The organism is Arthrobacter sp. MYb227, assembly GCF_002975435.1.
GTDB lineage: Bacteria > Actinomycetota > Actinomycetes > Actinomycetales > Micrococcaceae > Paeniglutamicibacter.
Genome location: NZ_PCPT01000008.1, coordinates 117,544 through 140,972, shown reverse-complemented (window position 1 = coordinate 140,972; position 23,429 = coordinate 117,544). Strand labels below are relative to the sequence as shown.

The window sequence follows — 23,429 nt, the reverse complement described above, 5'->3', positions numbered from 1 at the left end:
AGCAGGCTATGTTCTGGTGCGAAGAACCGCTGTTACCAGCGAAATCACTCCACAGACGATGCTAGCCCACCCAAGAATTGGCCACGAGAAAACCGAGATCAAGAAAAATCCCACAACGATGAGCACGACCGCCAAGAGCAACCAAGGACTACGTAATAGTTCGCTGTTCATTGCCTGATTACCTTAATAGTCAAGTCCCTGACTAGGGATCACAAGACCCGTCTCATAGGCATAAACAACTGCTTGGACACGGTCACGCAGATGAAGTTTGGTCAAAATTCTCCGCACGTGAGTTTTGACCGTTGCCTCCGACAGGAAAAATTTGTGGGCGATTTCCGCATTCGACAATCCTTCCGCCATGGCACCGAGTACCTCAAGTTCGCGGGGCGTTAGGTCTTCAAGCAACGGGTCTCGCTCGGGAGCAGGGGTTGCTTCACGTGCCGGGGATCCGGCGCGAACATATGTCTCCAGCAACCGGGCGGTCACCCGGGGAGCCACCACTGCATCTCCGCTTGCCACCAGGCGCACCGCGTTGATGAGCTCCGCCGGGGCAACATCCTTGAGCAGGAAGGCCGAGGCTCCGGCTTGCAGTCCGGAGAAGGCATATTCGTCAAGATCAAAGGTGGTGAGGATGATGACCTTGGTACCGCAGAGCTGTTCGGCGATGCGTTTGGTTGCCTCGATACCGTCCATATTAGGCATGCGCACATCCATCAGCACCACATCTGGCTTCAACTCGAGCGCCATTTTTACGCCTTCGGCACCATCGGAGGCTTCACCCAAAATTTCTAGGTCGGGCTCTCCTTCGAGGATGAGCCGAAAACCCATGCGTAGCAGTGGCTGATCATCAACGAGCAACACACCAATCGGCTTTTTTGTACCTTCGAGGGTCTCTGGAGTATCTGCTGGGCTCATGATTTTTCCTAATTCTGCTGGATCTGGATTGCCGAGCTGGCTCGCGTTGTGGTGCCGGAATCGGTCGGACGTGGAAGTTTCATGGTTGCAACAACGCTCCAGCCGCCCTCGGACGATGGACCTGCAACAAGGGTTCCATCAAAGAGTGCTGCACGCTCGCTCATGCCACGGATGCCTTGCGCTGAACCAACGCCTTCTCGACGTGGTCCCACTTGCGTTCCATCGTCGGTGATCTTCACCGACACGTCTTCGCCTTCGCGAGCGATCAGTACATTCACGCGGGTCACGTTGCGTCCGTAGCGCAGCACATTGGTAAGGGACTCTTGAACTATTCTGTGCACCGTGAGCTGGAAGGTTGCATCCTTGGGCAGCGGTGGCCCGGATTGAGTAAAACGCAATGGCAATCCGGCAACGATAAAGCCGTCAAGCATTTTTTCTAGCGAATCCCCTGCCGGTTGGGGTTCAAGTGATGCGCCGTCACCGGTGCGCAATACACCAATAACCCTGCGCATATCTCCCAATGCGTGGCGTCCGGTGGCCGAAAGTTCGGCAAGCACCTCGCCGGCACGTTGTGGGTCGCGCTTGAGCACCACTGCCGCGCCGTCGGAAAGTGCGATCATCACCGATAGTGAATGAGCAACCACGTCATGCATTTCGCGGGCAATCCTATTGCGTTCACGTAATTGGGCAAGGTTTTCGACCCGGGCCGCCCAGTTGGTCAGTTCTGCTTCATGCAATCGGTGGTTTCGAACCGCAGAACCGATGGCAACAAAGAAAATATTTGAGCCAATGAGGAAGGAAAGCACAAGAATCGTCAGGACCGTTTTGCCGCCTAAATCGGCGAGCGCTTGTTGGTCGACATCCGAGGCGGTGAACATGCCTGGAAGCCCGATGGCCGTAAAGATCAGGGCTTGAAGCGCGCTGATCAGGAAAGTTAAGACAAACATGCGTCGGGCGGCATATTGGGTGGCTGCCGTGTAGAGGGCTATCCAAAGCCCGACGCTATTGCCCTGATATGAATTGTCAAAGTATGTTGCCCCGCTATCCACGATGGCCACGAGGAAGAGGATGAGCATGGGCCAGCGGCGCCTGTAGTACAGCAGGATACCGGTGATCAGCAGCAATCCAACGGTCACCCAATGCTGGCTGAGTGCCGAGTCGATGATGCTCGTTAGTGAAAGTAAAAGATAAATGGCTATGACAGCTACATCGACGCAGCGTGGTTTGCTACGCATCCAGGAACGGGTGCGTCCAACTCGCTGGGCCGAAAGCTCGTCAAAGGAGACCTCCGGATTTCCAGTGGCCTCCTTTGACGGGTATTTACTCATGATCCGAGCTTAGCTAGTACCGCTGGTGAATCTAGATATCGCGGCGCTGAAGCACCAACGCGGCGACTGCCAGCGGGATAACGATCCAGCCCGCAACGACCAATCCCGACTGCCAGGTTTCCAATGCACCCTCGGTGCCGGGAGCCTGCATGAGGGCAGTCGCAGCATGGTCTGGCAGGAATCGCATGGCGTCGGCCAACCATGAAACCATGGTGCTAAACCCTGCTACTGCACCGGACACTACAAAGAAGAGTGCCGCAAGTACTACGATGGCCCCTGCCGAGTTGCGTAGCAGGCTGCCCAGTGAAAGGCCAATGAGGGACACCATCACCACGTAAAGCATCCCAAACCATAGATTCCGTTGGAACGCGGCAGACGTGAATTCCAGGTCCATGCTGTAGTTGTCCGCGATGGGCTTGGCCACAACAAACCCAACCAAGATCGAGATCAGGGCAACAAGCGCGGAGACGACAGTGACCATCAGTGTCTTCGCCCAGAACACCAATTGTCTCCGGGGAACAGCAACAAATGTCGATCGGGCCGCACCCGTTGCGAATTCGGAGCTCATGACCATGACGGCCATCGAGCCGATGATCAGCTGGGCGAACGTGAGTCCGCCGACCGGCATAGAGGCAGTGATCTCGTTAAGGTCCCCCATTTGCGCTGTCATTTCAGGGCTTGAGAATGAATCCATCGTGCTGCCGAAGAGCCAGGTTCCCAGTGCGGCAAAGCCGATCATGACCGCCATCGTCGAGAGGATCAAGATCAGGGTGGATGGCAAAGACGCGAATTTAATGAATTCACTGCGCATAACACCAAAGAAGGTGACGTTTCCGCCGCCAGCAGCACCCGGTGTTGCCGAGCGTGGACGGGACATTGCTGCGGTACTCATCTCAAGCCCTGCTTTCCATGGCGCCAACTGGCTGGCTACTGCCAACGTTGGATTGGTATTCAACTTCGTTTTGGGTCAATGCCATGTAGGCCTCTTCCAATGACTGCTTGATTGGAGTCAGCTCATGCACCAGGATCTGCTGATCAAGGGCGCGCTGGGCAATGACGCGGGATTCCAAGCCAATGACCTGAATCGTTTCGGCATCCAGGCGAGTGAGCTGGACATGCTCGGCGGCCAGCGCGTTCATGAGGGATTCAGCTTGGTCGGTCTTGACCTTTGATGTTGGCAGGTTCTGTCCGCCAATGATCTGTTCGATGGGTGCATCGGCAATGATCCGGCCACGGCCAATGACAATCAGGTGATCGGCTGTCAGCGCCATTTCACTCATCAGGTGCGAGGAAATGAATACCGTCTTACCCAATGAGGCCTGATGGCGGGCGAGATTACGTATCCACAACACGCCTTCTGGATCCAGACCGTTAACCGGTTCGTCAAGGAGGAGTGTCTGTGGATCACCAAGTAATGCAACAGCAATTCCCAGGCGCTGGCCCATACCCAGTGAGAAGCCACCGACCTTCTTCTTGGCAACGCCGCCAAGCCCGGTGAGTTCGATGACCTCATCGACTCGAGAGTTCGGGATTGAGTGAGTTGCTGCAAGTGCACGCAGGTGCGTGCGTGCGCTGCGGGATTTGTGGACCGATTTAGCTTCAAGCAACGCACCTACCTCGCGCAGGGGTGCTGAATGTTCGGCGTACTTGCGGCCATTGACGGTGACGGTGCCCGCGGTGGGGCGATCCAGTCCGACAATCATGCGCATGGTTGTTGATTTGCCTGCGCCGTTCGGGCCCAGGAAGCCCGTGACCTTGCCGGGCTGAACGGTGAATGTCACGCCGTCCACTGCGCGCTTGGCGCCGTATACCTTGGTCAATGCTTCTGCTCTGATCATGCATCTAACGCTACTGATCATCGAGCTCGACGTCGCCGCTCCAACGGATGATCTTATAATGTTCCAACGTCAATCTTTTGGCGTACGGGTGAACCCTGAACCCATCCCCTAAGGGACCCACTGCTCTATGTCTAGGACTCAGATTCGTAGACACACAGGGCTACCTGGACCCGGTTATCTAGGTCGAGTTTTTCTAGCACCCTGCCAATATGGGTTTTGACCGTGGCCAGTGAAATAAACATGGTGCCGGCAATTTCCGCATTCGATAAACCTCGGGCCATGGCCGAGGCAATCTCACGTTCACGTTCGGTCAAGCGAGCAAGCTTTTCGATAGCCGCACGTTTGCGTGAATCCTCTGGACTCGGTGAGGCTGCGGCAATAAGTTGTTTGGTGACCACCTCGGAAAGCACAGTATGCCCGCCGGAGACCCGATGAATCGAGGCAACGAGCTCCGCCGGTGGCGTGTCCTTGAGTAAGAATCCGCTGACCCCGGATTTCAGCGCGGTGAGCACCATTTGGTCGGTATTAAAGGTGGTAAGCATCAAAATTTTAAGCTCTGGGTCGCGGGTCAAGAGCTTCTCACTGGCTTCCAAGCCGTCCATGATGGGCATGCGGATATCCATGAGCACCAGATCGGGAACAAGATCGGTGACTGCTTCAAGTGCGTCACGGCCGTTTGCGCATTCGCCCACCACCTCGATGCCGGGATCCCCTTCAAGGATCATCCGTAGTCCCACACGGACAAGATTTTCGTCATCGACCAGCAGGATTCTCACACGCTGAACTATTTCTCCCATGGCAACCATGCTTCCATGTGAAACTCCCCGTTCATGGCATCGTCGAGGATCAGGTCCCCACCCGCCAAACGCAGGCGTTCACCCAGCCCCACGAGCCCCAACCCCGAGCTGGGTAGGGCTTCTGGAGCTCTAGTCTCCGAATGGTTCGGTGCCAGTCGGTTACTCGCCCTCATCCGGATTTCCTTGCCGGGTTTACCACTGAGCATCAGGTTGACCGATTCTCCGGGTGCATGACGTCGTGCGTTGGTCAGCGCTTCTTGAATGACCCGGTACATGTGTCTACCGGTGGTTTCGGGTAGCAACGCAAGCTTTGCTTCAAGACCGGGCTGGATGGTGAATTCGGCAGGAGTACCAATGGCCCGGCTTTGCTCAATCAATCCGGGAAGCTCGGCAAGCGTTGGCTGTGGCCTGTCATGTTCATCGGCAAATAGTGTGTTCGGATCACGCAGCATACCCAACACGTCGCGTAATTCACCCAGCGCCAAATGTGCGTTCTGCCTGATCACTCCGGCAGCTTCACGAGTTTCGGCGGGTGTTAGATCACTCCGATATTCAAGGGCCCCGGCATGCAAGGCAACAAGAGAGAGTCGGTGGGCCAACACATCATGCATCTCGCGGGCAATGCGTGTGCGTTCCCCCGCGCGTGCACCCTGCATGCGAGCTTGTTCCTCACGCTGCGCGCTCATGGCTTGTTCCTGCAGGCTCTGAAAGAGTTGGCGGCGACCACCGACATACAGGCCAATCATCAAGTTGAGCGCAAGCACCACAACCATCACAATGGCATTCTGCCACCACGGCAACGGCTCACCCAGTGGCATTAATAATTCGCCGGTCATTCCAGCGCAAAAGGCAAGAACGAAAACTATTGATATCTCAAGTGGTTTTCGACGGATCGTCAAGGAAACTAGGGCAAGTGCCGTAGTTGCTGCCGAGAAGACAGAGAATGTTGAAAGCAATACGATGGTTCCAACAATCGGCACGGGGAATCGATGCCGAAGCGGATAAAGTCCCAGAGCCAACAAGCCACAGAGCAGATCCAAGAAGATCCGTGCATCGATGAGGCTCGGTTCTCTATTCGCCGGCACATCTAGGAACTGCTCATAGGTGAAGCCGAAAAATACGAATCCCAAAACAAAAGCCAGCAGCATGCGCCAGGAATGTGCCCACAAGGTACGGATCCAGGTCGGCCGTGTCGGCAACTGCAATGAAACGCTCATACATCCAAGGCTATCTAGCTGCGGTGTCTGGGAGTATCGACCGAAAGGACCAATTAGGGCTGCCCTCAGACGAGGGGAAAGATCGTCCTTGCGATGCATGGTTTTCCCGGTTTGCTGGGAAAGAATTAGTGCATGAGCAGCTATCCGCAATACCCGCTTCCCCAAAGCCATCTGCAGCCTCCGTCGCCTATGTACCCGGTGTACCCACCCGTGCAGCAGCGCCCGGCGGAGCCACTTGACTATCATCGTTTGACGCGTACCTATGCGACGTATCGCTGGTGGAAGCCGGTCATGGTCGGGCTGATTGCGCTTGGTCTATACATTGGTGCTTCCATAATCACGACAATTATCTTTATGGTCGCAGTCATAGACGATCCCGCATTAAACCAGAAGTTTAATGAGATGGCGCTCTCCCCGGACACCATCGATATGTCAGACCCGGGTATTTTCGCCTTTACGATGATCTCGCTCATCCTCTTGTTGCCCACCATTTTGATTGCCACACGCATCATGAATGTACAGAAGGTTGGAACGCTCACCTCCGTCACCGGAAAAATGCGCTGGGGCTGGTTGGGTAAGTGCATGCTCGTTGCGTTGAGCATCCTGACGTTGAGCCTTGCACTTTCCTTTGGTGTGGATACCGCCAGTGGAATTCCCTTTGAACCGGATTTTGCGGCACCTAATATGTGGCTTCTGCTCATCCTGACCTTGTTGCTCGTTCCGTTTCAGGCAACCGCCGAGGAGTATATTTTCCGCGGATACCTGATGCAATTGCTAGGTAGCTGGCTACGGCACCCGGCCTTCGCTATTTTGATCCCGGTTCCGTTCTTCATGGCCGGGCACATGTATGACATTTACGGACAACTTGATGTAGGGTTCTTCGCAATTGCCGCCGGTTGGTTGGCCTGGCGCACCGGTGGACTGGAAGCCGCAATCGCCTTGCACGTGGTGAATAACTCGGTGATCTTTGCACTTGGTGCCATTGGTCTTGTTGATGTTTCATCTTCCGAAAGCAATCTGCCAAGTTTAATCGCTTCGATCATCACCACATTGATCTTTGTTGCGGTAGTTGTGTGGTTGGCCAATAAAAATAATATTGAGCGCCGTTCGACTCCTCCGGCGCCGATCGTTCACCAAGCACCACAGTATTACTGGCCGCAGCCTCAAGGCTGGGGTCCTCCCCCGGCTCAATAACTTCATAACGCTTTCAGCCGGCGAGTACCTGGGCATCAGGCTCGTGAGTTGCTGCAGTTCTTTCATAAATGCGGCAACACCCCCAACTGCTAGTTCGTTACCCACTTTCAGCACTGAGCAGGGTACTGTCTTGGCCAAGAGGTGAAATGAGAGGAGGTTTCCCATGGCTCTCCAAGCACAGAAATCCAACAGCATTCGCAGTAAATTTCTGAAGATCGCGACCATCTGGTCAGTATCTTTATTGCTGGCTGGTTGTGTCCCCTTGGATTCCCCCGAACCGAGCGCATCCTCCGTCTCGGCCTTTGAATCTGCGCTCAATTTTCCGCCGGACTCCGTGACACCTCATTCACCCGAAGATGAGTGGAATGCTTGTACCGATCCGGTGATCAAGCCGGGCAAACCAGTCAAGTCGCAGTGGAAGATCATCACGTTGGCCGAGCGGGATACGAGGTCGGGCCTGATCGAAGAGACGTTATTACATGATGAGACTCATTCGATGTCGCTCAGTTTTGATGTGGAAATACCTAACGGTGCCAGATTCAACCAACAAATTTCTGATGCTCTAGAAGCGCCAGTTTCTGGTGAGATTGGTGGCCCCGATCAAATTTGGAATAGTCTTCGAAGCGTTAAGGAATCCAGTGTGCTTCTTGGCTTCAGTGCTTTTAAGCCACTGACCATCCCGTTCAGCATGGGGTGCGAAAACCAATTCACTTTTGGTGAACTCTACACCTGGAATAACAGTGAATTCGGAATCTTAGATTGCTCATTAAAGCCATCAGAATCCGCAGAATCAGCCCCAGCATTCGTCCGTAAAACGTACTGCACTGAGAAGTAACATCAAGGCTACGTATTGACGGTGGAGAATCGACGACCAGCCACTGTTTCATACTCGCAACCCATAATCGAATAAAGGACGCCTTAGCGAATCAACCGATTAGCCCGTGCCCTATCGATGGCTGCGGTGCGGTTATCGACAGCAAGCTTGTCATAAATATGGATCAGGTGGGTTTTGACGGTGGATTGGGAAATAAACAGCTCCGCTGCAATCTCCTTATTGGTCTGACCGCGGGCCAGTAACTGCACTAGCTCTAGCTCGCGTGGGCTCAGTTCGGTCGTGTTTGCACGAGTTTCTGGGTTAATTCGTGCAGCGATATCCGCGGAGATTACCTGCTTACCAGCCGCTGCTGCTTCGACTGCCGCGAGCACATCCGGAAGTGGTGCATCCTTGAGCAAGTAGCCTGCCGCCCCGGCATCCAATGCTGCACGGATATCGGCATCCGAATCATAAGTTGTCAGGATCAGCACCGGTGGTCCCCCGAGGGCACGAATTCTGGTGGTTGCGCTCACCCCGTCCATGCCATCCATCTGCAGGTCCATGAGCACCACATCAACTTTTTCGCCCAAGGTTTCTAAGCGTTCAAGTTGGGCGAGCGCTGCCGCGCCATCGGCGGCTTCGGCAAGCACCGTAAGCCCGCCCTGTTCGGTGAGTACCGCTCGCAGCCCGGCCCGGACCACCGGATGATCGTCTACCAACATGATTTTTAGTTGTGGCATCATGAACTACTTTCGGATTGATCGGAGAAGGGGATGCGGACCGCTAAAACGGTTCCTTCCCCGGGAGAAGATTCAATTTCTAGCGTGCCGTCCAACAGGGCTAAGCGTTCACGCAGCCCGGCTAGGCCGTAGCCGGTTCCATCGGGCCGGGGTTTTTGGGGAAGCTGTTCGGCGTTCATCCCTTCCCCATCATCGAATACGTCTAGGGTGATTGCGTCATTGAGGTAGCCCAGACTTAGTACCGCACGTGTTGCATGTGCATGGGCAGCAATGTTGGCAAGACCCGATTGGGCAGCACGCCAGATGGCGGCCGAGATTTCACCGGGCAGCGGTATCGCGGTGCCATCCTGGCGGAATGCAACCTCGAATCCCTGGCCTGCGGCCTGAGCGGTACGGGCGGTTGAGGCGCACAGCCGACGTAGACGTCCGGCCAACGAACCTGCTCCGCCTCCAGGCGAGGAAAGGTCTGCAACAAAGTCCCGTGCCTCGGCCAGGTTCTCAGATGCTGTGGCACCAATCGTTTCGAGCCGTTCGGCTGCCGCTGCGGTATCTCCTGCTTCAAGTGCCGCGGTTGCGGCACGGGAAACCAGCACAATACTTGAGAGCCCTTGGGCGAGGGTGTCATGGATTTCCCTTGCCAGTCGGGTGCGTTCGGCAAGAGTTCCGGCTCGGTGTTGTTCCTCGGCAAGCGCGGCACGCGTGGCACGCAAAGCGTCCAAGGCAAGGCGTTGATTGACGCCTTCGGTGTAAAGGGCTCGGTAGGCCATTCCCATGATGACGGCAAAAATCGCGCCAACCACCGGGCCAAGAACCTGGGGAAGGGCAATGGTTCCCGAGTGGAACCATCCTGCAGCGATCACCGCACCGGTCAGCAGTGCCACAGCAAAAAGTGAATGTCGGTGTCCCAAGATATGCAGGTGCAGGAAGAACAAGGGGAAGGCCAACCACGAATAGTCTGCGTTTAGGTAAAGCAGCGTTATCCACAGGATCACTACCCCGCCGAGCCACCATTTGGCCCAAGGAACCTTGCTGGGTGCTCGCCCGGTTGTGTGACGTTTTTCTTCAATGGTTCCTACCAAATACAGTGCTGCAAGCAAAAACGTAAGAATTGCGGCCCAGATACGTACCAGCACGCTCGATTCGGATTGCAGCACGCGTAAGAACCCGACGGCTAGCAGCACTGCAAAACCAACGTGCAGTCCTATGCGCAGCACACGCAGCACCATCTCGCCGGCCGGGCCGCCCTGCGTCTCTAATGGTTCAGGGGATATTACTAGTTGTGGTTGTTGGGCAGGATTCGTCACATCACCCAGCGTAGCGCCGTACGTGGGTTCTTTGGCTCCACCAAATGGTTGAGGCACGGTGTGCCCACCGCTTGTTCCTCACGCCGGAACTCTTCCGTGCTCCCGCTTCACACGACCTACCGCATAATCCCAAATTCGTGGCGCAATGCACTGCGAGCCGCAAGATATCCGTTCATTCCGTGGACCGCCGGTCCCGGCGGGGTTGAGCTTGACGCCAGGTAAAGTCCGGCACTCGGGGTGCGCCATGGGTCTGCAGATAGCGTTGGTCTAGCCAACATTCCCGAGATGTCGGTCATGCCACCGGATAGATCCCCGCCCACGAGGTTCGGGTTCTGAGCGGCGAGACCCGGTGCTGTCACCGCTTCCGAATACTCGATCGTGTCAATGAAACCGGGTGCGACATCTTCAATCATCTTGTTCATGATGGCGCTCATGTCGCGAGGATCCCCGTTGGGTACATGGCAGTATGCCCACAACACATGTTTCCCTACCGGAGCTCGTGAGTCATCAAAGGTGCTTGGCTGGGAAACAATCGCATAGGGCGCATCGGAAATCTGGGTGCGAACTATGCGTTCTTGGCGACCAATTTCCTTGGCAGTGCCACCTAAATGAATAGTTCCGGCACCAGCGATCTCTGGGTTTCGCCATGGCACCGGTGAGTTTAATACATAGTGAATCAGGCATGAGCCCGGGGCTCGGCGAGTAGTTTCAAGGGTTTTGCGGTACTTCTGCGGGAGTCTGTCCCCGGCAATCTTTGATAAGGCCTCCGGGGAAGTATCAAAGAGGACTGTTTTTTCGCTGATCTGGGCAATATTGGTTATTTCGGTGTCCAGCTCAATACTGCCGCCGGCAGCGGTAAACATCGCGGCCATCGCATCGGAGATCGCTTGAGAGCCCCCGCGCGGGATGGGCCAGCCCCCCGCATGGGCGGTGGCACCCAGGAATAGCCCTGCTCCGGAAGCTGCCGGGCCACGTCCACCACCTGCGGTGTGTGCACCACAGCCGGCGATCATTGCTGCGGCAAGTTCCCCAGTACCGAGGCCAGGAACCATGAGCTGGAGCGCACGCATACCAAAGACCGCGAGTGCTATCGGGTGCCTCGGCAGGCGAAGCAGTGGATTCAGCAACGTATCTGCTGTGCCGTTAACGCGGTCGACTACCGGGCCAAAGACCCGTTGGTAGCCAGTTCCTTGCGCCCCGAGCTCTTTGACGGTGCGTTCCAAATCGCGGTAAGCAATTCCAGCCCTACCGTCGGCCAGTGGATGCGCAAAGGAAATCTCCGGGACTATGAAATCAACTGCATCGCGTAGCCCTATGAGCTCAAAGAATGGGGAGACCAATGACATCGGATGGACGGCCGATCCCAGATCGTGAATGGCTCCGGGGTACCCAAGTTCGGCGGTCCGGGCCGCCCCACCCACGGTTGCGTTGCGTTCAATGAGCCTTACGCTCAGTCCGGCACGTGCCATGGTCAGTGCCGCGGCCAATCCGTTGGGTCCGGCTCCGATTACTGCAGCATCATGCGCCACGTTTTACTCCTAGAACAAAGTGATCTGTGGTTCCGGCAAAGGCGCCAGCCTGGGGGTCGAGTTGGCCAGTGCGTCGCACCGGATCCAATTCGGGTTTGAACATTGATTCGCTGACCCTGTACATCAGGTAGGCGGTGGCCACTATGTGCGCCAGAACCGCCAGTACGTAGAAAGCGGTAGGGAAGGTATTTGAGGGTTTAATGTCGGCTGTGGAGGCGTAAAGATACATCCAAATGGCCCAAAAGTGCAGCACCTCGAATAGCTGCCAGATCAGGAAATCTTTCCAGTTGGGCCATGCCAACGCCGCCAGCGGGATAAGCCAAACAACAAACTGTGGCGAGTAAACCTTATTGAAAAGGACGAACGCTGCAACTATCAAAAACACCAATTGGCTGAAGCGTGGTGCTACCGGGGCTCGCAATCCTAGATAAAGGATTCCGGCACAACTGGCGGCAAAGAGCCCCAAGGCTAATGCGTTAATCAGGCTTGCATCGATATTTCCCATGCCAGGAACCACTGCTGCGGTGATGTTCCAGATATGCCAGAAGGAGGATAACCCAGCCCCACGATCCTCTGTGAAGGTGAAAAAGTGTTTCCACGCATCAAAGTTCACTAGTGCCAGAGGTAGATTTACAGCTACCCAGGAGAGCGCTGCGCCTCCAAGGGAAACCCACAATGGTTTATAGCGTCCGGAACGGATGGCCAAAACTATTACCGCGCCAAAGAAGAGGATCGGAAACACCTTCATTGCGGTTCCTAAACCGATGAGCACCCCGGCAAGAAATGGATTATTCCGGGACCAAGCAAGCATTGCTAGGGCTAAGAAGGCTACTGCCCACATATCCCAGTTAATAGTTGAGGCAAGGATGATTCCTGGTCCTACCGCGACCATTGCCGCGTCCCAGGGGCGGCGTCCAGCGGTGCGCGCGGTGGCAATGACTACTACCAGCCACAGGCCCACCACCATGAGGAAGTTCAGGTCATAGAAGGCAAGTGCCCTGTTGTATTCACCGGCGGGAATCATCCAAGCGGTCAACGAAGCAACAACAGACATCAAAACCGGGTACTCAAACTCGGCACCCGTTGCAAATGGTGCAAAGGGGTTATCGGCAAAGCCCCGCGCGTGAAAGAGTGAGGTCCAATCCGAATAACAGGCCCAGGCATAGGCATTGGTACCACCCCAGCCGTTCATGCGGCACGCGTTCTTAGAAGCAACGGCAAGAAGCGCCGCAATTACCGTGAGGATGACTAGTACGCGTTCGACAGTAAAGAACCCGGGGCTGATCTTCCCGGGACTCGAATGCCTACCCAGCGGGCCACCAATAATCTCGGTGAATTTACGCAAAAATGCGTCGCTTCGGCTAGGTACCGTAATGCGCACTGGTCCTAGTCGAGGGCCGGGTGGGCCGGGTTTGGTGCTTTGACTCATGGTATTCACCCTAGTTGGTCGGGTGGTTATCACTCTGAACCCACATGCCTATGTCATCCGCCGCTTGGTGAATGAGCAACACAATATGGCGGATCAGTATTTGCGCGCTTCGGTAAAGCGCATGGGAGTGAGTTCTCCGCGGCGGCGCTTGAGGTCTATGGCGTGGGCATCAAGCCTCATGTCTTCTTCCGACTGTGGCGTTAGCTGTGGCACCGTGGCTGCATGGCCAGTTTCGTCGCGCGTGACAAAGATGGTCATGCATTGAGTGGTGTCACGCCATTGGCTCCCCTTGGGGTCCTTGGCTCGCACATGCACAGCAATATGCATAGAGTGCGGGCCGGTATGTATCAGCCGGGCTTCGAGCTCAACGACATCCCCTATATGGATGGGGGAGAGGAAATGAATTCCGCCCGAGTACGCGGCAACCGCGTCCTTGGTGCACCAACTCATGGCGCAGGCACGTGCCACCTCATCAATCCAACGCATCACTATCCCACCGTGAGCGTTTCCTCCCCAGTTCACATCGGTGGGTGCCGCCAAGAATCTAAACACTTCGCGTGGTGCAGTTCCTGCATCGGTGTACTCCTGTTCGCGCATTGCATCGCGAATTTGAGCACGGGCTGCAATGCGCGCTGAGGCGCCAAGACCCAAGGCAACGGTTTCCGGATCGGAAGGTTCAAAGGCCGGGATTTGTTTGGGTTTTCCGTTCTCATCCATCGCGACGAATACCAAGATGCAGTCCATTGCGGGACGGAAAATGCGCTCGCTAATATGTGCTGCATCGACTGTGACAACTACCTGCATGCTGCTTCGCCCGGTATGCACGATGCGGGCGGTGACCTCAATCAGGTCACCGTTGTTAATGGGTCGGGTGAAATGAACATTTCCAACATATGCAGTGACGCAGTAGCCACCCGAGTAGCCCACGGCGCAGGCATAGCCTGCCTTGTCGATCCATTCGAGCACGCGACCGGCTTGAACGGTGATCCCATCTTCGGAGACATCCGTAGGGGCGGCAAGGAATCGCAGAGTCATGACGTCGTTCATGGGCTTCATACTAACCAGCAGTTCGCACTGGCCTCGAAGCCGTGGCGCTTCATGACTTTGAGGTGCCTGGCGATATTGTCCTTAAGTCACCAGCTCAGGAATCGCTCTGATACTTCTTCCGTCTGCATTCAATGCCATTCTTTAGCAAATAGCACACCTTCAATTTTGTTTCGATGATCACATTGAATGCACTAAAATTATGGTCTGCATACTTAATCAACACGAAAACTAATCATTACTTGGTGCACATGGAAGCATTTACTGAGGCTCCTGCACAGGATTCAAATCAATTTTTAACTGCTTTTCCACGCGTCTAAAATAGACTAAATATCATGCAATATTACGTGAGCGCAAATCGATAAAACTTTACCTGCACGTGCCCAACTCGATTAAAATATATACTAATTGCAAAATAAGTTGAATATTAATCTGTAGAAGCTCTGTAAAAAATACGACTTAGTTACAGCCATTAACCGTAATCAAGTCATCAGAAGTTTGTTTGTGTAATATCATCAATTTTATTCAGGCGAATATGCATAGGTCATCAAGTACCTTAGTCCTGTTGAGCATATTGAGATCAGGCCGTCCAAGGAACTAATAAGATGTTGATTTTTTTAGATGATTCTCAAATGCGAGATCGTCGACAAGAAAAGAAATGAACCTAGAGTGGATTGAACTCTGGTCGGGGTTCTATGAGCCGGAAGCCGAGCCAGCGAGACAGAAAAACGAGATGAAGCGGTCGCTCTCGTCAGGCAGGCATGCAAGTGGAGTGAACGCGGAGCAGTACGGTGAGCCGGTGACCCGCCGAGCAAAAATTCAAGAGCTTGTGTGGACAACGACGCTGTCCACACAAGCTCTTGAATGAAAAACGAAAATTCAAGTACCCAAAACGAGATCCCGATTTACAGCTTGGGCGTTACCTCTTCACGGATCTGTTTGCGCAGAATCTTTCCAAGTAGCGATCGAGGCAAGTCCTGGACCGCAACGATGCGTTTAGGCACCTTATAACCGGCCAACTGCGCACGGCAATGCTCCCGCAGGGCTGCCTCGTCAAGCTCAACACCGGGCTCAAGTTCAACAGCGGCAACTACCATTTCGCCGCCACGTTCAAGGCTCTTACCGAACACTGCTGCATCACGCACATCTGGGTGTCCGCGCAGCACAGTTTCAACTTCTGTTGGAGCCACATTGAAACCACCGGTGATGATCAATTCCTTGGCCCGGTCAACGATAGTTGTAAAACCATCGGTATCGACGGTGACTACATCGCCAGTACGCAACCATCCATCGTGAGTAAGTGTCTTGGCGGTTTCTTCGGGATTATTCCAATAGCCGGAAAACACCTGGGGACCCTTGAGCAATAATTCACCCGGCTCCCCCTGGTCAACCTCGACACTTGGATCATCCAGCTCTACGACCTTCATCAGTGTTGAAGGAAACGGAACTCCAATGGTGCCGTTGCGACGTGTGAGGTGGAAAGGGTTTCCAAGTGCCACGGGTGAGGACTCGGTCATTCCATAGCCTTCAACGAGAAGACCACCGGAAACCGATTCCCACAACTCAACCACGTGATCCGGAAGATTCATGGCACCAGAAATACAGTACTTGGCCGAGCGCAGGGAAACCCCGGCTTCCTTCGCTGCCATGGCTGTTCGCTCGTAAATTGGCGGAACCGCGCAATACACGGTGGCCGGAGACTTTTTCATTGCTTCTAAGATCAGCTCAGGATCAAATTTCGGGAAGAGTACCAGTAATCCCTGCTTCTTGATTCCAAAGGTCAGGTACAGCGTCATGCCAAAGGCATGGAACATGGGAAGAATCGCGTAAAGAATTTCTTCGCGCTCCTTAGCTCCTTCCATCCATGCTTCCCCCTGCAGCGCGTTCGAATACAGGTTGTAGTGCGTGAGCATTGCACCCTTGGGTGCCCCGGTGGTGCCCGAGGTGTACTGAATTACCGCAAGGTCGCCCACGCTCGGGAGCGGGTGGTTTGGATCCAAGCGGGCGGATTTCAACAAGTCGCGGAAGGGGATAGTTCCGGGTGCGGCTGCACTAAGTGAAGCCTTGGTCTCGCGAAGCTTCTTCACCGGTAAATTCAAGGCAATACGTTTGATGGTCGGGAATGCTTCGAGAAGATTCACCGAGATCACCTGATCCAGCTGAACGTCCTGCGGGAACTCACGTACCGCAGCAACCGCCTTGTCCCAGGCTATGACAACGCGTGCCTGATGATCCTCGAACTGATGACGAAGTTCCCGCGAGGTGTAGAGCGGGTTGTGTTCAACAACCACGGCGCCCAAACGCAACACCGCATAGAAGGCAACAACATGTTGCGGGCAGTTGGGCAGGATCAGTGCCACACGATCTCCGGCACGCACGCCAAGTTTGCGCAATCCTTCGGCGGCACGAGCCACCTGGTCACCGAGCTCGCGGTAACTGACACGACGCCCAAAAAATTCTGTTGCCGGGAGTTCCCCTGCCTCAGCAACGGAACGTTCAAACATCTTGCTGAGGGATTCGGTGGGTAGTTCAATCTCTGCCGGGACCCCCGGCTGGTAGTTCTTAACCCAAGGCTGTGGTGCGGTGTTGTCCATGGTCACTATCATGCCGGGAAGTACCCGATACTGACGAACTAACAGCTAGGAATCAGTAGCTACAAACGATCATCTTAAAGGGTGCGTGGGTAGCCATGGCGTGCACCGAAGGCACGAGCAAAAAGTCGTCCAAGCCGTTTAAGGGCATGTATGACTCGCTATTCGGTAAATATTGCGAAGGGAGGTGTGTAGAGGCCGTCGGTAGCATCATCAACCGGTTCCACCCCCGGGCGCACTGCCTTGTTCTTATTGCTGACGTGCACCATCACCGGTTCAAAGTTCTTGGCTTCCGCGTCATCCATGCTGGCGTGGGTGAAGACGCTGATGATGTCTCCTACCGAGAGTAGCCGAGTAGCGGTTCCGTTGACCTTCAGCGTTCCGGAGCCTGCCTTTGCTGCAAGCGCATGAGAACGTACCCGAGCGCCGGTAGCGGTATTGACCACGAGGACCAGCTCGCCGGGGAGAATATCTGCCAGGCTCAAGAGATCCTCGTCGATCATCACCGATTCCATTCCCTTGGAATTAGTGGAAGTGATCGTCGCGCGGTGGATCGTCGACTTGAACATGGTTCGTTGCAAGATGGTTCCTGGTGGTGTGTGGAGTTAAAGCATGAAGATTTCGAGCGTTTGGAGGAACGCCGGGCCTGTTACCGAAAACTTCGGTAGCGTCGGATTCCAACATGGTGATTCTAAGCGACTTTCCGTATTTGCGTGAGTAAGACGCGGCCGGAGCCACGCTGAAGTAGTTCCATTCAGCTTGTCCTGGAGCTGTGGCAGGATGAGCCCATGACACCAGAAGAAGAACTACAAAATCAGCGTGAGACGCTCATGATATTGGAAGTCATCATTCAGGCAATTGATAGACATGAAGAAGTTTTCCAAGCAATTGAAAACACCGAAAGTCACGTAGAAGCTCTAGCAGCGCTCAAGGAACTTCTTGGAGTTGGTGACATGCGAGCACGCGTAGTTCTTGATATGCAGGTCCGTCGATTCACAGTTTCCGAACGACGGAATGTTGAAGAACAAATATCACTACTCAAGCAAGAAATTGGAGCCCTCGACTAACTCACTACGCCGTTTCTCTTCCTGCTCGGTGCAAATACATAACCGGTTTCCCTGATGATCCGTGGCAACGACAAATTGTGGTGCGCTGTGCGAATCAAGAATTGCACCCGACTGCCCCAACGCTTCAAGGGTCTTTGCACTCTGATCAAAAGGAATAGTTATATCGAGGTGGAGCCTATTGGGGTTTGGCGTTTCAGTTTCTTGAAACCAAATTGCTGGGCCACGGCCTGACGGGTCGACAAGTGAGCCATCGGCCAATTCACGGTATCCCAATGCGGTTTTCCACATGCTGGAGATTTCTTGGGGTGCATCGGTATCGATTGCTATTTCTACCGTGCGAATCAAATCTGGATGAGCTTTGGCCCCATGTTTCACGGAGTGTGCGGAGATCTCCTGAGCTAGCGAAGTGTCGCGGCCGGTGACTCGAGAACCCACATCATGGGATGTAAGCGTCACGAACAAGGTGTTATAGCGCCAATCAACATCCGGGTGGTGGTTTGCCTGCTGCGCTAACTCGCCAATGGCTGCGAACAGGGACAGTGCGGCTTCGGAGGTTTCGCATTTCAGCACCGTGCGCAGTGAACCCCGCCCGTATCTCCAATCCGGGAGCTGAGTCAGCTTCTCCATGAGTGCTGCGGGTTCTAGGGCATCTTTTGCTTGCATCATGTGCTCCTGGCAGACGACTAGTTCTCTACCCGAGCAAGTCTGCCACCCTGAAGCTGCAGACCATAGGGGTGAGCACTGATGAGTTTTTGAAGCTAGGGGTTTCTGGGTTCAAAGTCATGCAGCTGGGAAAAGTTGGTTGCTCACCGCGCTGTCAGAAGAATGGTGTCATGACGTGGAGCTCCCCGATAGCGATGAATTTAGAACCGTACTTGGTGAGTGATTCGATAGTGCAGGCCTCCGCATCCGAGATCGTTGGTCTTGCACGCCAGCTTCGAACCAACAACCCCGAGGATCTTGCTTTTTTGAAAGCTGCGTTCGAGTGGGTTCGCGACCGTATTAATCACTCATTTGATGTTGCAGATCCTCGAGTTACCTTCACTGCTACCGAAGTCTTAGTTGCGGGAGTCGGCCTTTGCTACGCAAAATCACATTTGCTCGCTGCCCTCCTGCGTAGCGAAGGTATTCCCACGGGGTTTTGCTACCAACGCCTTGCCACCGAGCGTGGGCACGTAATTCATGGGCTCGTAGCCGTGCATGTTAATGGGCAGTGGCGCCGATTGGATCCGCGTGGAAACAATGAGCGGGTCAGCTCTTCTTTTGAGCTCGAGGAAGAGTCGCTGGTCTATCGGCCAAACCCTGAACTAGGGGAAGTCGATTATCCGATGGTCTTTGCGCACCCTGTTCCCGAGGTGGTTATTGCATTTGGTACGGGGAACAATGCATTAGCGATGCGGTTACCTTCGGTACTGAACACCCCGTGAAATGACTGTGGGTCGGACCTTCGAGTTCCCCCGGCGGTCCGACCCACAGTTACAACTCACCGTGAGGCAACCGCTTGCGCGACGCTCATGATGATAAAGACTTTGCGAAAATTTAGCCTTCGCACTCGCGGCAGAACTTCATGCCATTCTTTTCGAGAGCTACCTGGCTGCGGTGACGTACCAAGAAGCATGAGCCACAGGTGAATTCGTCTTCCGCTTCCGGAATAACCTCAACAACGAGTTCGTCAAGAACGATTGCGCCGGGCAGTTCCTGACCTTCTGAGTGGTCGACCTCTTCAAGGTCAGACTGGACACTCTTTGCGGTCGGGGCATCCATGCTCTGGACCTGCTGAAGGGTCTTCTCGGACGCCTCGGCTACGTCTGGTCGTACTTCGTCATAGTCCTGGGCCATGGCCATACCTTTGCTGTTGATGCTGGAATCGTGAGTAATCATAGGCGAGGAAACCTGAAGAAACCTAAACGAAAGTTACCGTTGTGCACGATTTGGCACCAATAATCGGGTATAAGGTGCGCATTTTTGTTAGCTGACCTGCAAATACAGCCGATAACACGCGGAAATGACCAGTGAGCAACCCCACGGGGAACTAGATCACTCTTTGAGATTTACCGCTGGTTAACACGCTTTTTGACCGTTAGTCCCCCATCAGCGGACCCTCAGCTGTGCGCACTTACTGGGAAAACCTTGAGTGTTGACACATAAATTCCTCAAAATGGCAGGTTTTGGGTCTTGCGCAGCCCAGTATCCAGCTTGATCGGCAGATTCTAAGGCGAGAAAAATGATGGTTAAGGCCACTGGGGCCGGGCGGAAAAATCTGCCCGGCCCCAGTTATCGAGGTTGTGTTGCTCCTGCGTATTATCGGTTGGCAACAAAGATGACGTCGTCGGGAGCCTGCGTACCAGCAAGTTCGTGGGCACGTAAGACTCGTCGAGCCCGATCAACCTTCAATCGTTCACGTGGATCACGGCTGGGGCGCTGATCTGCGGGGCCAAAAATAGAGAAGCCCAAAAATTGCAGTCGCCAGCGGAAACGGTAACCACGGCTAAGCCCCGTGATGTCTTCGATAATCGGTAAACGTTTGTCGCTCATGAGCTGTGACGCTTCCTTCTAGGTAGGTGACAATCCGACGGTTAAAGCCCGGAATCACCGGGAATATTACTTGAATTGTAGCCCAACGATTGGTGCACTAACTAATTTCTTGCGGCTCACGTATTTCGAAAAATCCACTTAGTCTTGAATGTGCAGAGCCGCGCCAATAACTTTCTTCATACTTGCGTGAAGGCTCGCCAGCTCCTCGACACCCATATCCAGGCGTCGCATCATCTCCTTGGGGACCGAAAGGGCTAACTGCCGCGCATCATGCCCCTTCTGGGTCAACGCAATTTCCAGCAAACGCTCATCTGTGGCACTCCGCCGCCGCACCACAAAGCCCAATGCCTCAATGCGCTTGACCAGCGGAGAGAGGGTTCCCGGATCTAAATGCAACAGAACACTTAACTCTTTAATGGACAGCGGTTCGTGCTCCCACAGCGTCAGCATGACCAAATACTGCGGATGGGTTAAACCCAATGGTTCAAGCACCGGCTTATATGCGGCAATCACGCTTCGCGATGCCAACGACAGAGCGAAACAGACCTGGTTCTCTAGCGCCAATGGATCTACCAGAGGTTTTTCACTCACTGTATTCCCTACTTCGTCTTTGAGTACGTGCTCTTTCCATCATAGATACCCGGTGCCCGAGAGCAGTCACCACCCCTGGAGCCACTAGGGATGGTGGCTGCTCTCGGGCACCGACGCGAAGTAGTTCCACTTGAGGATGTTTCCCACTGGTCTCTTACCGTTAACCTAATGGCGGGTTAGAGGTCATTTTGCGCCTATAGCGTCCTTAGTTGTGAGCACGAACAGTGAAGCGAAAACCTTAGTCATCATCCCGGCACGGGGTGGTTCCAAGGGCATCCCGCTCAAAAACCTGCGCAGGATCGGCGGCCAAACCTTGTTGGCCCGGGCCATTGAATCCGCTCTTTCCACACCGTCAGTTAGCGACGTTGTGGTCAGCACGGATCACCCGGATATCAAGGCAGAGGCGCTGGCCCACGGTGCAACAGTTATCGACCGCCCGGCAACGATTGCCGGTGATACCGCTAGTAGCGAATCGGTGCTGTTACATGCCCTGAGCACTCTGGACGTACTCCCACAAATTACGGTTTTCATCCAGTGCACCTCCCCACTGATTGATCCTGCCGATCTTCACCAAGCCATTGCGACAGTCGCGATGCGCGACGCAGATGTCAGCTTCTCGGTGGTCCCGGATCATGGATTCCATTGGGGCAGTGATGAAACAGGTGCCGCCCACGCAATAGGTCACGACGAAACCCGGCGACCTCGCCGCCAAGACCGGGAACCACGCTTCCGTGAAACCGGAGCCTTCTACGTCATGGATACCGCCGGATTTATCGAGGCCGAGCACCGGTTCTTCGGCTCCTTGGCTCTGGCGCATGTTCCGCAGGCTCATGGGATCGACATCGATACCGAGGCTGATCTGGACTTCGCTAGGTGGCAAGATTCAAAGTCTGCCTCCGCAGCAGCTCTTGACGTCGATGCGTTAGTCACCGACTTTGATGGAGTCCACACCGCGGACACCGCCTATCTAAGCCAGGATGGCATCGAATCGGTAAGGGTTTCACGCGGGGACGGCATGGGGATTTCTCTGCTCCGCAAGGCCGGGATCCATCTGATGATCCTCTCAAGTGAAACTAACCCGGTAGTTTCCGCCCGCGCCGCAAAACTAGGCATTGACGCGGTGCAAGGAACCACGGATAAGGCAGCAATCCTCACCCAGTGGATGGCAGAGCATGGGCTCAATCCCGCACGCGTCGCCTACCTGGGAAACGACGTCAATGATCTTGCCGCAATGAACGTCGTCGGCTGGCCACTTGCTGTCGCCGACGCTCACCCCACGGTGCTACGAGCGGCACGGCACACACTCACAAAATGTGGCGGTCATGGAGCGGTTCGCGAAGTTGCCGAACTCATCCTAGAAACCCGCACTACCCCACAAGATTCCGGCGCTGCAGTCCTGCTGCAGGAACCGGCGTTGGTCCGCTAAAGGACCCCGAACAAAGTTTAACTAAATAGTTTTCATCCACTGCCCCGCGGCCTTCAACCAAACACACCCAACGGTCCGGGCGTTTCACGAAAGGCATCAATCATGAGCATCACCACCCTTGAATCTTCACCCGTCGCAATCGGCAACCAGCTTCTTGGTGCCGGACAGCAGGTCTACGTGATCGGCGAGATCGGCATCAACCACAACGGCGACATGGAGATCGCCAAGCAGCTGATCGATGTCTCGGCCAAGGCCGGCGCCAACGCCGTGAAGTTCCAGAAGCGCACCCCTGAGATCTCCACCCCGATGGACATGCGCGATAAGATCCGTTCCACCCCGTGGGGCGAGATGACCTACATGGACTACCGCTACCGCGTTGAATTTGATGCAGCCCAGTACAAGGAACTGATCCGCTACGCGGCATCCCAGGGCCTGCATGCCTTCGCCTCCCCATGGGACGTTCCCTCGGTCGAGTTCATGGAGGATCAGGGTGCGGTGACCCACAAGGTCGCCTCGGCCTCGGTCACCGATATCGAATTGCTCAAGGCACTATCTGAAACCGGCAAGCCAATCATCCTCTCCACCGGCATGTCAACGATCGAGCAGATCGACAAGGCCGTGGAAACCCTGGGCACCAACAACTTGGTTCTGATGCACGCTACCTCCACCTACCCACTGCCTCCCGAAGAAGCCAACCTGCGCATGATCACCACGCTGCAGGAGCGCTACCAGGTGCCCGTGGGTTACTCGGGGCACGAGCGCGGCCTGCAGATCTCGCTGGCGGCCGTCGCACTGGGCGCCGTCACCGTCGAACGCCACATCACCCTTGACCGCACCATGTGGGGCTCGGACCAGGCCTCCTCGCTGGAGCCCAAGGGCTTCGAGGCACTGATCCGCGACATCCGCATCCTCGAGCAGGCCATGGGTGACGGCGTCAAGCGCGTCTTCCCGGGCGAGCTGGCACCGCTGAGCCGACTGCGCCGCGTCGACGCCTAAGTAGCGCACCGCAAGGCACCCATGAGCGGCCGGGGATCACCAGTCATTCCTGGTGATCCCCGGCCGCTCACTTT

Annotated in this window: 23 protein-coding genes; 6 read left to right on the top strand and 17 right to left on the bottom strand. The window is 55.0% G+C overall.

The features are described from left to right. Positions 1-183 precede the first annotated feature (183 nt). From CQ018_RS15095 to CQ018_RS15070, 6 genes are all read right to left on the bottom strand, one after another. A complete protein-coding gene (locus tag CQ018_RS15095; RefSeq protein ID WP_105550847.1) occupies positions 184-915 on the bottom strand; it encodes a response regulator transcription factor in 732 nt (243 codons plus the stop codon). Between the two features lie 8 nt (positions 916-923). Then, positions 924-2,243: a sensor histidine kinase gene (locus CQ018_RS15090; RefSeq protein ID WP_105550846.1), complete on the bottom strand. Its 1,320-nt coding sequence runs from the start codon at positions 2,241-2,243 to the stop codon at positions 924-926. Positions 2,244-2,274: 31 nt separating this feature from the next. After that, positions 2,275-3,135 carry an ABC transporter permease gene (locus CQ018_RS15085; protein ID WP_105550845.1) on the bottom strand — a complete coding sequence of 287 codons (861 nt, stop codon included), beginning with the start codon at positions 3,133-3,135 and terminating at the stop codon, positions 2,275-2,277. Position 3,136: 1 nt separating this feature from the next. Then, positions 3,137-4,081 (bottom strand): ABC transporter ATP-binding protein, encoded by a 945-nt coding sequence (locus tag CQ018_RS15080; protein ID WP_105550844.1) that lies wholly within the window; start codon positions 4,079-4,081, stop codon positions 3,137-3,139. A gap of 131 nt (positions 4,082-4,212) precedes the next feature. After that, positions 4,213-4,878, bottom strand: a complete 666-nt coding sequence (locus CQ018_RS15075; RefSeq protein WP_105550873.1) for a response regulator transcription factor — start codon at positions 4,876-4,878, stop codon at positions 4,213-4,215. Continuing rightward, complete coding sequence (locus tag CQ018_RS15070) at positions 4,866-6,095, bottom strand: sensor histidine kinase (protein WP_181149916.1); 1,230 nt, start codon at positions 6,093-6,095, stop codon at positions 4,866-4,868. The genes CQ018_RS15075 and CQ018_RS15070 overlap by 13 nt, the downstream gene beginning before the upstream one ends. Positions 6,096-6,227: 132 nt before the next feature. On the opposite strand from CQ018_RS15070, the gene CQ018_RS15065 reads away from it, so the two are divergent. Both CQ018_RS15065 and CQ018_RS15060 read left to right on the top strand, forming a co-directional pair. Continuing rightward, positions 6,228-7,289: a CPBP family intramembrane glutamic endopeptidase gene (locus tag CQ018_RS15065; RefSeq protein WP_105550842.1), complete on the top strand. Its 1,062-nt coding sequence runs from the start codon at positions 6,228-6,230 to the stop codon at positions 7,287-7,289. A gap of 163 nt (positions 7,290-7,452) precedes the next feature. After that, complete coding sequence (locus CQ018_RS15060) at positions 7,453-8,124, top strand: hypothetical protein (RefSeq protein ID WP_105550841.1); 672 nt, start codon at positions 7,453-7,455, stop codon at positions 8,122-8,124. Between the two features lie 83 nt (positions 8,125-8,207). On the opposite strand, the gene CQ018_RS15055 is transcribed toward CQ018_RS15060, so the two are convergent. The 7 genes from CQ018_RS15055 to CQ018_RS15020 form a co-directional block, all read right to left on the bottom strand. Next, positions 8,208-8,843 (bottom strand): response regulator transcription factor, encoded by a 636-nt coding sequence (locus CQ018_RS15055; RefSeq protein WP_105550840.1) that lies wholly within the window; start codon positions 8,841-8,843, stop codon positions 8,208-8,210. Continuing rightward, complete coding sequence (locus tag CQ018_RS15050; protein ID WP_308729210.1) at positions 8,843-10,204, bottom strand: sensor histidine kinase; 1,362 nt, start codon at positions 10,202-10,204, stop codon at positions 8,843-8,845. Before CQ018_RS15050 ends, CQ018_RS15055 begins: the two co-directional genes overlap by 1 nt. A 59-nt stretch (positions 10,205-10,263) precedes the next feature. Then, the gene (locus tag CQ018_RS15045; RefSeq protein ID WP_105550838.1) at positions 10,264-11,676 is read right to left on the bottom strand and encodes an NAD(P)/FAD-dependent oxidoreductase; all 1,413 of its coding nucleotides are present in this window, start codon (positions 11,674-11,676) and stop codon (positions 10,264-10,266) included. Further along, a complete protein-coding gene (locus CQ018_RS15040) occupies positions 11,666-13,105 on the bottom strand; it encodes a glycosyltransferase family 87 protein (protein ID WP_105550837.1) in 1,440 nt (479 codons plus the stop codon). The genes CQ018_RS15045 and CQ018_RS15040 overlap by 11 nt, the downstream gene beginning before the upstream one ends. A gap of 93 nt (positions 13,106-13,198) precedes the next feature. Further along, on the bottom strand, positions 13,199-14,152 hold the full coding sequence (locus CQ018_RS15035) for an acyl-CoA thioesterase (RefSeq protein ID WP_105550836.1): 954 nt from the start codon (positions 14,150-14,152) through the stop codon (positions 13,199-13,201). A gap of 902 nt (positions 14,153-15,054) precedes the next feature. Then, entirely contained in the window at positions 15,055-16,743 is a 1,689-nt protein-coding gene (locus CQ018_RS15025; RefSeq protein ID WP_105550834.1) for a long-chain-fatty-acid--CoA ligase, read from the bottom strand. 158 nt (positions 16,744-16,901) lie between these two features. Next, the gene (locus CQ018_RS15020; protein ID WP_146111928.1) at positions 16,902-17,321 is read right to left on the bottom strand and encodes an aspartate 1-decarboxylase; all 420 of its coding nucleotides are present in this window, start codon (positions 17,319-17,321) and stop codon (positions 16,902-16,904) included. 207 nt (positions 17,322-17,528) lie between these two features. Between CQ018_RS15020 and CQ018_RS15015 the strand changes: the two genes are divergently transcribed. After that, entirely contained in the window at positions 17,529-17,807 is a 279-nt protein-coding gene (locus CQ018_RS15015; protein WP_105550832.1) for a DNA gyrase subunit A, read from the top strand. Here CQ018_RS15015 and CQ018_RS15010 read toward each other — a convergent pair. Beyond that, positions 17,775-18,473 carry a 4a-hydroxytetrahydrobiopterin dehydratase gene (locus tag CQ018_RS15010; RefSeq protein ID WP_258142637.1) on the bottom strand — a complete coding sequence of 233 codons (699 nt, stop codon included), beginning with the start codon at positions 18,471-18,473 and terminating at the stop codon, positions 17,775-17,777. The genes CQ018_RS15015 and CQ018_RS15010 overlap by 33 nt on opposite strands. 167 nt (positions 18,474-18,640) lie before the next feature. On the opposite strand from CQ018_RS15010, the gene CQ018_RS15005 reads away from it, so the two are divergent. Further along, positions 18,641-19,234, top strand: a complete 594-nt coding sequence (locus CQ018_RS15005; protein ID WP_105550830.1) for a transglutaminase family protein — start codon at positions 18,641-18,643, stop codon at positions 19,232-19,234. A 112-nt stretch (positions 19,235-19,346) separates the two neighbouring features. On the opposite strand, the gene CQ018_RS15000 is transcribed toward CQ018_RS15005, so the two are convergent. The 3 genes from CQ018_RS15000 to CQ018_RS14990 form a co-directional block, all read right to left on the bottom strand. Then, positions 19,347-19,646 (bottom strand): DUF4193 family protein, encoded by a 300-nt coding sequence (locus CQ018_RS15000; RefSeq protein WP_105550872.1) that lies wholly within the window; start codon positions 19,644-19,646, stop codon positions 19,347-19,349. A 462-nt stretch (positions 19,647-20,108) separates the two neighbouring features. Next, positions 20,109-20,342, bottom strand: coding sequence for a hypothetical protein (locus tag CQ018_RS14995; protein ID WP_105550829.1), 234 nt, complete (start codon positions 20,340-20,342; stop codon positions 20,109-20,111). Between the two features lie 138 nt (positions 20,343-20,480). Continuing rightward, positions 20,481-20,933, bottom strand: a complete 453-nt coding sequence (locus tag CQ018_RS14990; RefSeq protein WP_105550828.1) for a MarR family winged helix-turn-helix transcriptional regulator — start codon at positions 20,931-20,933, stop codon at positions 20,481-20,483. A 211-nt stretch (positions 20,934-21,144) separates the two neighbouring features. Between CQ018_RS14990 and CQ018_RS14985 the strand changes: the two genes are divergently transcribed. Further along, a complete protein-coding gene (locus CQ018_RS14985) occupies positions 21,145-22,359 on the top strand; it encodes an acylneuraminate cytidylyltransferase (RefSeq protein ID WP_105550827.1) in 1,215 nt (404 codons plus the stop codon). A gap of 102 nt (positions 22,360-22,461) precedes the next feature. Next, entirely contained in the window at positions 22,462-23,355 is an 894-nt protein-coding gene (locus CQ018_RS14980) for an N-acetylneuraminate synthase family protein (RefSeq protein WP_105550826.1), read from the top strand. The last annotated feature ends 74 nt before the right edge of the window (positions 23,356-23,429 follow it).

Bases quoted from the DNA above. Each gene is read 5' to 3' on its own strand.
- CQ018_RS15085 (WP_105550845.1), bottom strand. From the start codon at position 3,135: ATGAGTACCGCAGCAATGTCCCGTCCACGCTCGGCAACACCGGGTGCT.
- CQ018_RS15000 (WP_105550872.1), bottom strand. From the start codon at position 19,646: ATGGCCCAGGACTATGACGAAGTACGACCAGACGTAGCCGAGGCGTCC.
- CQ018_RS15035 (WP_105550836.1), bottom strand. From the start codon at position 14,152: ATGAACGACGTCATGACTCTGCGATTCCTTGCCGCCCCTACGGATGTC.
- CQ018_RS15055 (WP_105550840.1), bottom strand. From the start codon at position 8,843: ATGCCACAACTAAAAATCATGTTGGTAGACGATCATCCGGTGGTCCGG.
- CQ018_RS15005 (WP_105550830.1), top strand. From the start codon at position 18,641: ATGACGTGGAGCTCCCCGATAGCGATGAATTTAGAACCGTACTTGGTG.
- CQ018_RS15090 (WP_105550846.1), bottom strand. From the start codon at position 2,243: ATGAGTAAATACCCGTCAAAGGAGGCCACTGGAAATCCGGAGGTCTCC.
- CQ018_RS15060 (WP_105550841.1), top strand. From the start codon at position 7,453: ATGGCTCTCCAAGCACAGAAATCCAACAGCATTCGCAGTAAATTTCTG.
- CQ018_RS15075 (WP_105550873.1), bottom strand. From the start codon at position 4,878: ATGGGAGAAATAGTTCAGCGTGTGAGAATCCTGCTGGTCGATGACGAA.
- CQ018_RS15010 (WP_258142637.1), bottom strand. From the start codon at position 18,473: ATGATGCAAGCAAAAGATGCCCTAGAACCCGCAGCACTCATGGAGAAG.
- CQ018_RS14980 (WP_105550826.1), top strand. From the start codon at position 22,462: ATGAGCATCACCACCCTTGAATCTTCACCCGTCGCAATCGGCAACCAG.
- CQ018_RS15080 (WP_105550844.1), bottom strand. From the start codon at position 4,081: ATGATCAGAGCAGAAGCATTGACCAAGGTATACGGCGCCAAGCGCGCA.
- CQ018_RS15025 (WP_105550834.1), bottom strand. From the start codon at position 16,743: ATGGACAACACCGCACCACAGCCTTGGGTTAAGAACTACCAGCCGGGG.
- CQ018_RS15065 (WP_105550842.1), top strand. From the start codon at position 6,228: ATGAGCAGCTATCCGCAATACCCGCTTCCCCAAAGCCATCTGCAGCCT.
- CQ018_RS15040 (WP_105550837.1), bottom strand. From the start codon at position 13,105: ATGAGTCAAAGCACCAAACCCGGCCCACCCGGCCCTCGACTAGGACCA.
- CQ018_RS15015 (WP_105550832.1), top strand. From the start codon at position 17,529: ATGACACCAGAAGAAGAACTACAAAATCAGCGTGAGACGCTCATGATA.
- CQ018_RS15095 (WP_105550847.1), bottom strand. From the start codon at position 915: ATGAGCCCAGCAGATACTCCAGAGACCCTCGAAGGTACAAAAAAGCCG.
- CQ018_RS15070 (WP_181149916.1), bottom strand. From the start codon at position 6,095: ATGAGCGTTTCATTGCAGTTGCCGACACGGCCGACCTGGATCCGTACC.
- CQ018_RS14995 (WP_105550829.1), bottom strand. From the start codon at position 20,342: ATGAGCGACAAACGTTTACCGATTATCGAAGACATCACGGGGCTTAGC.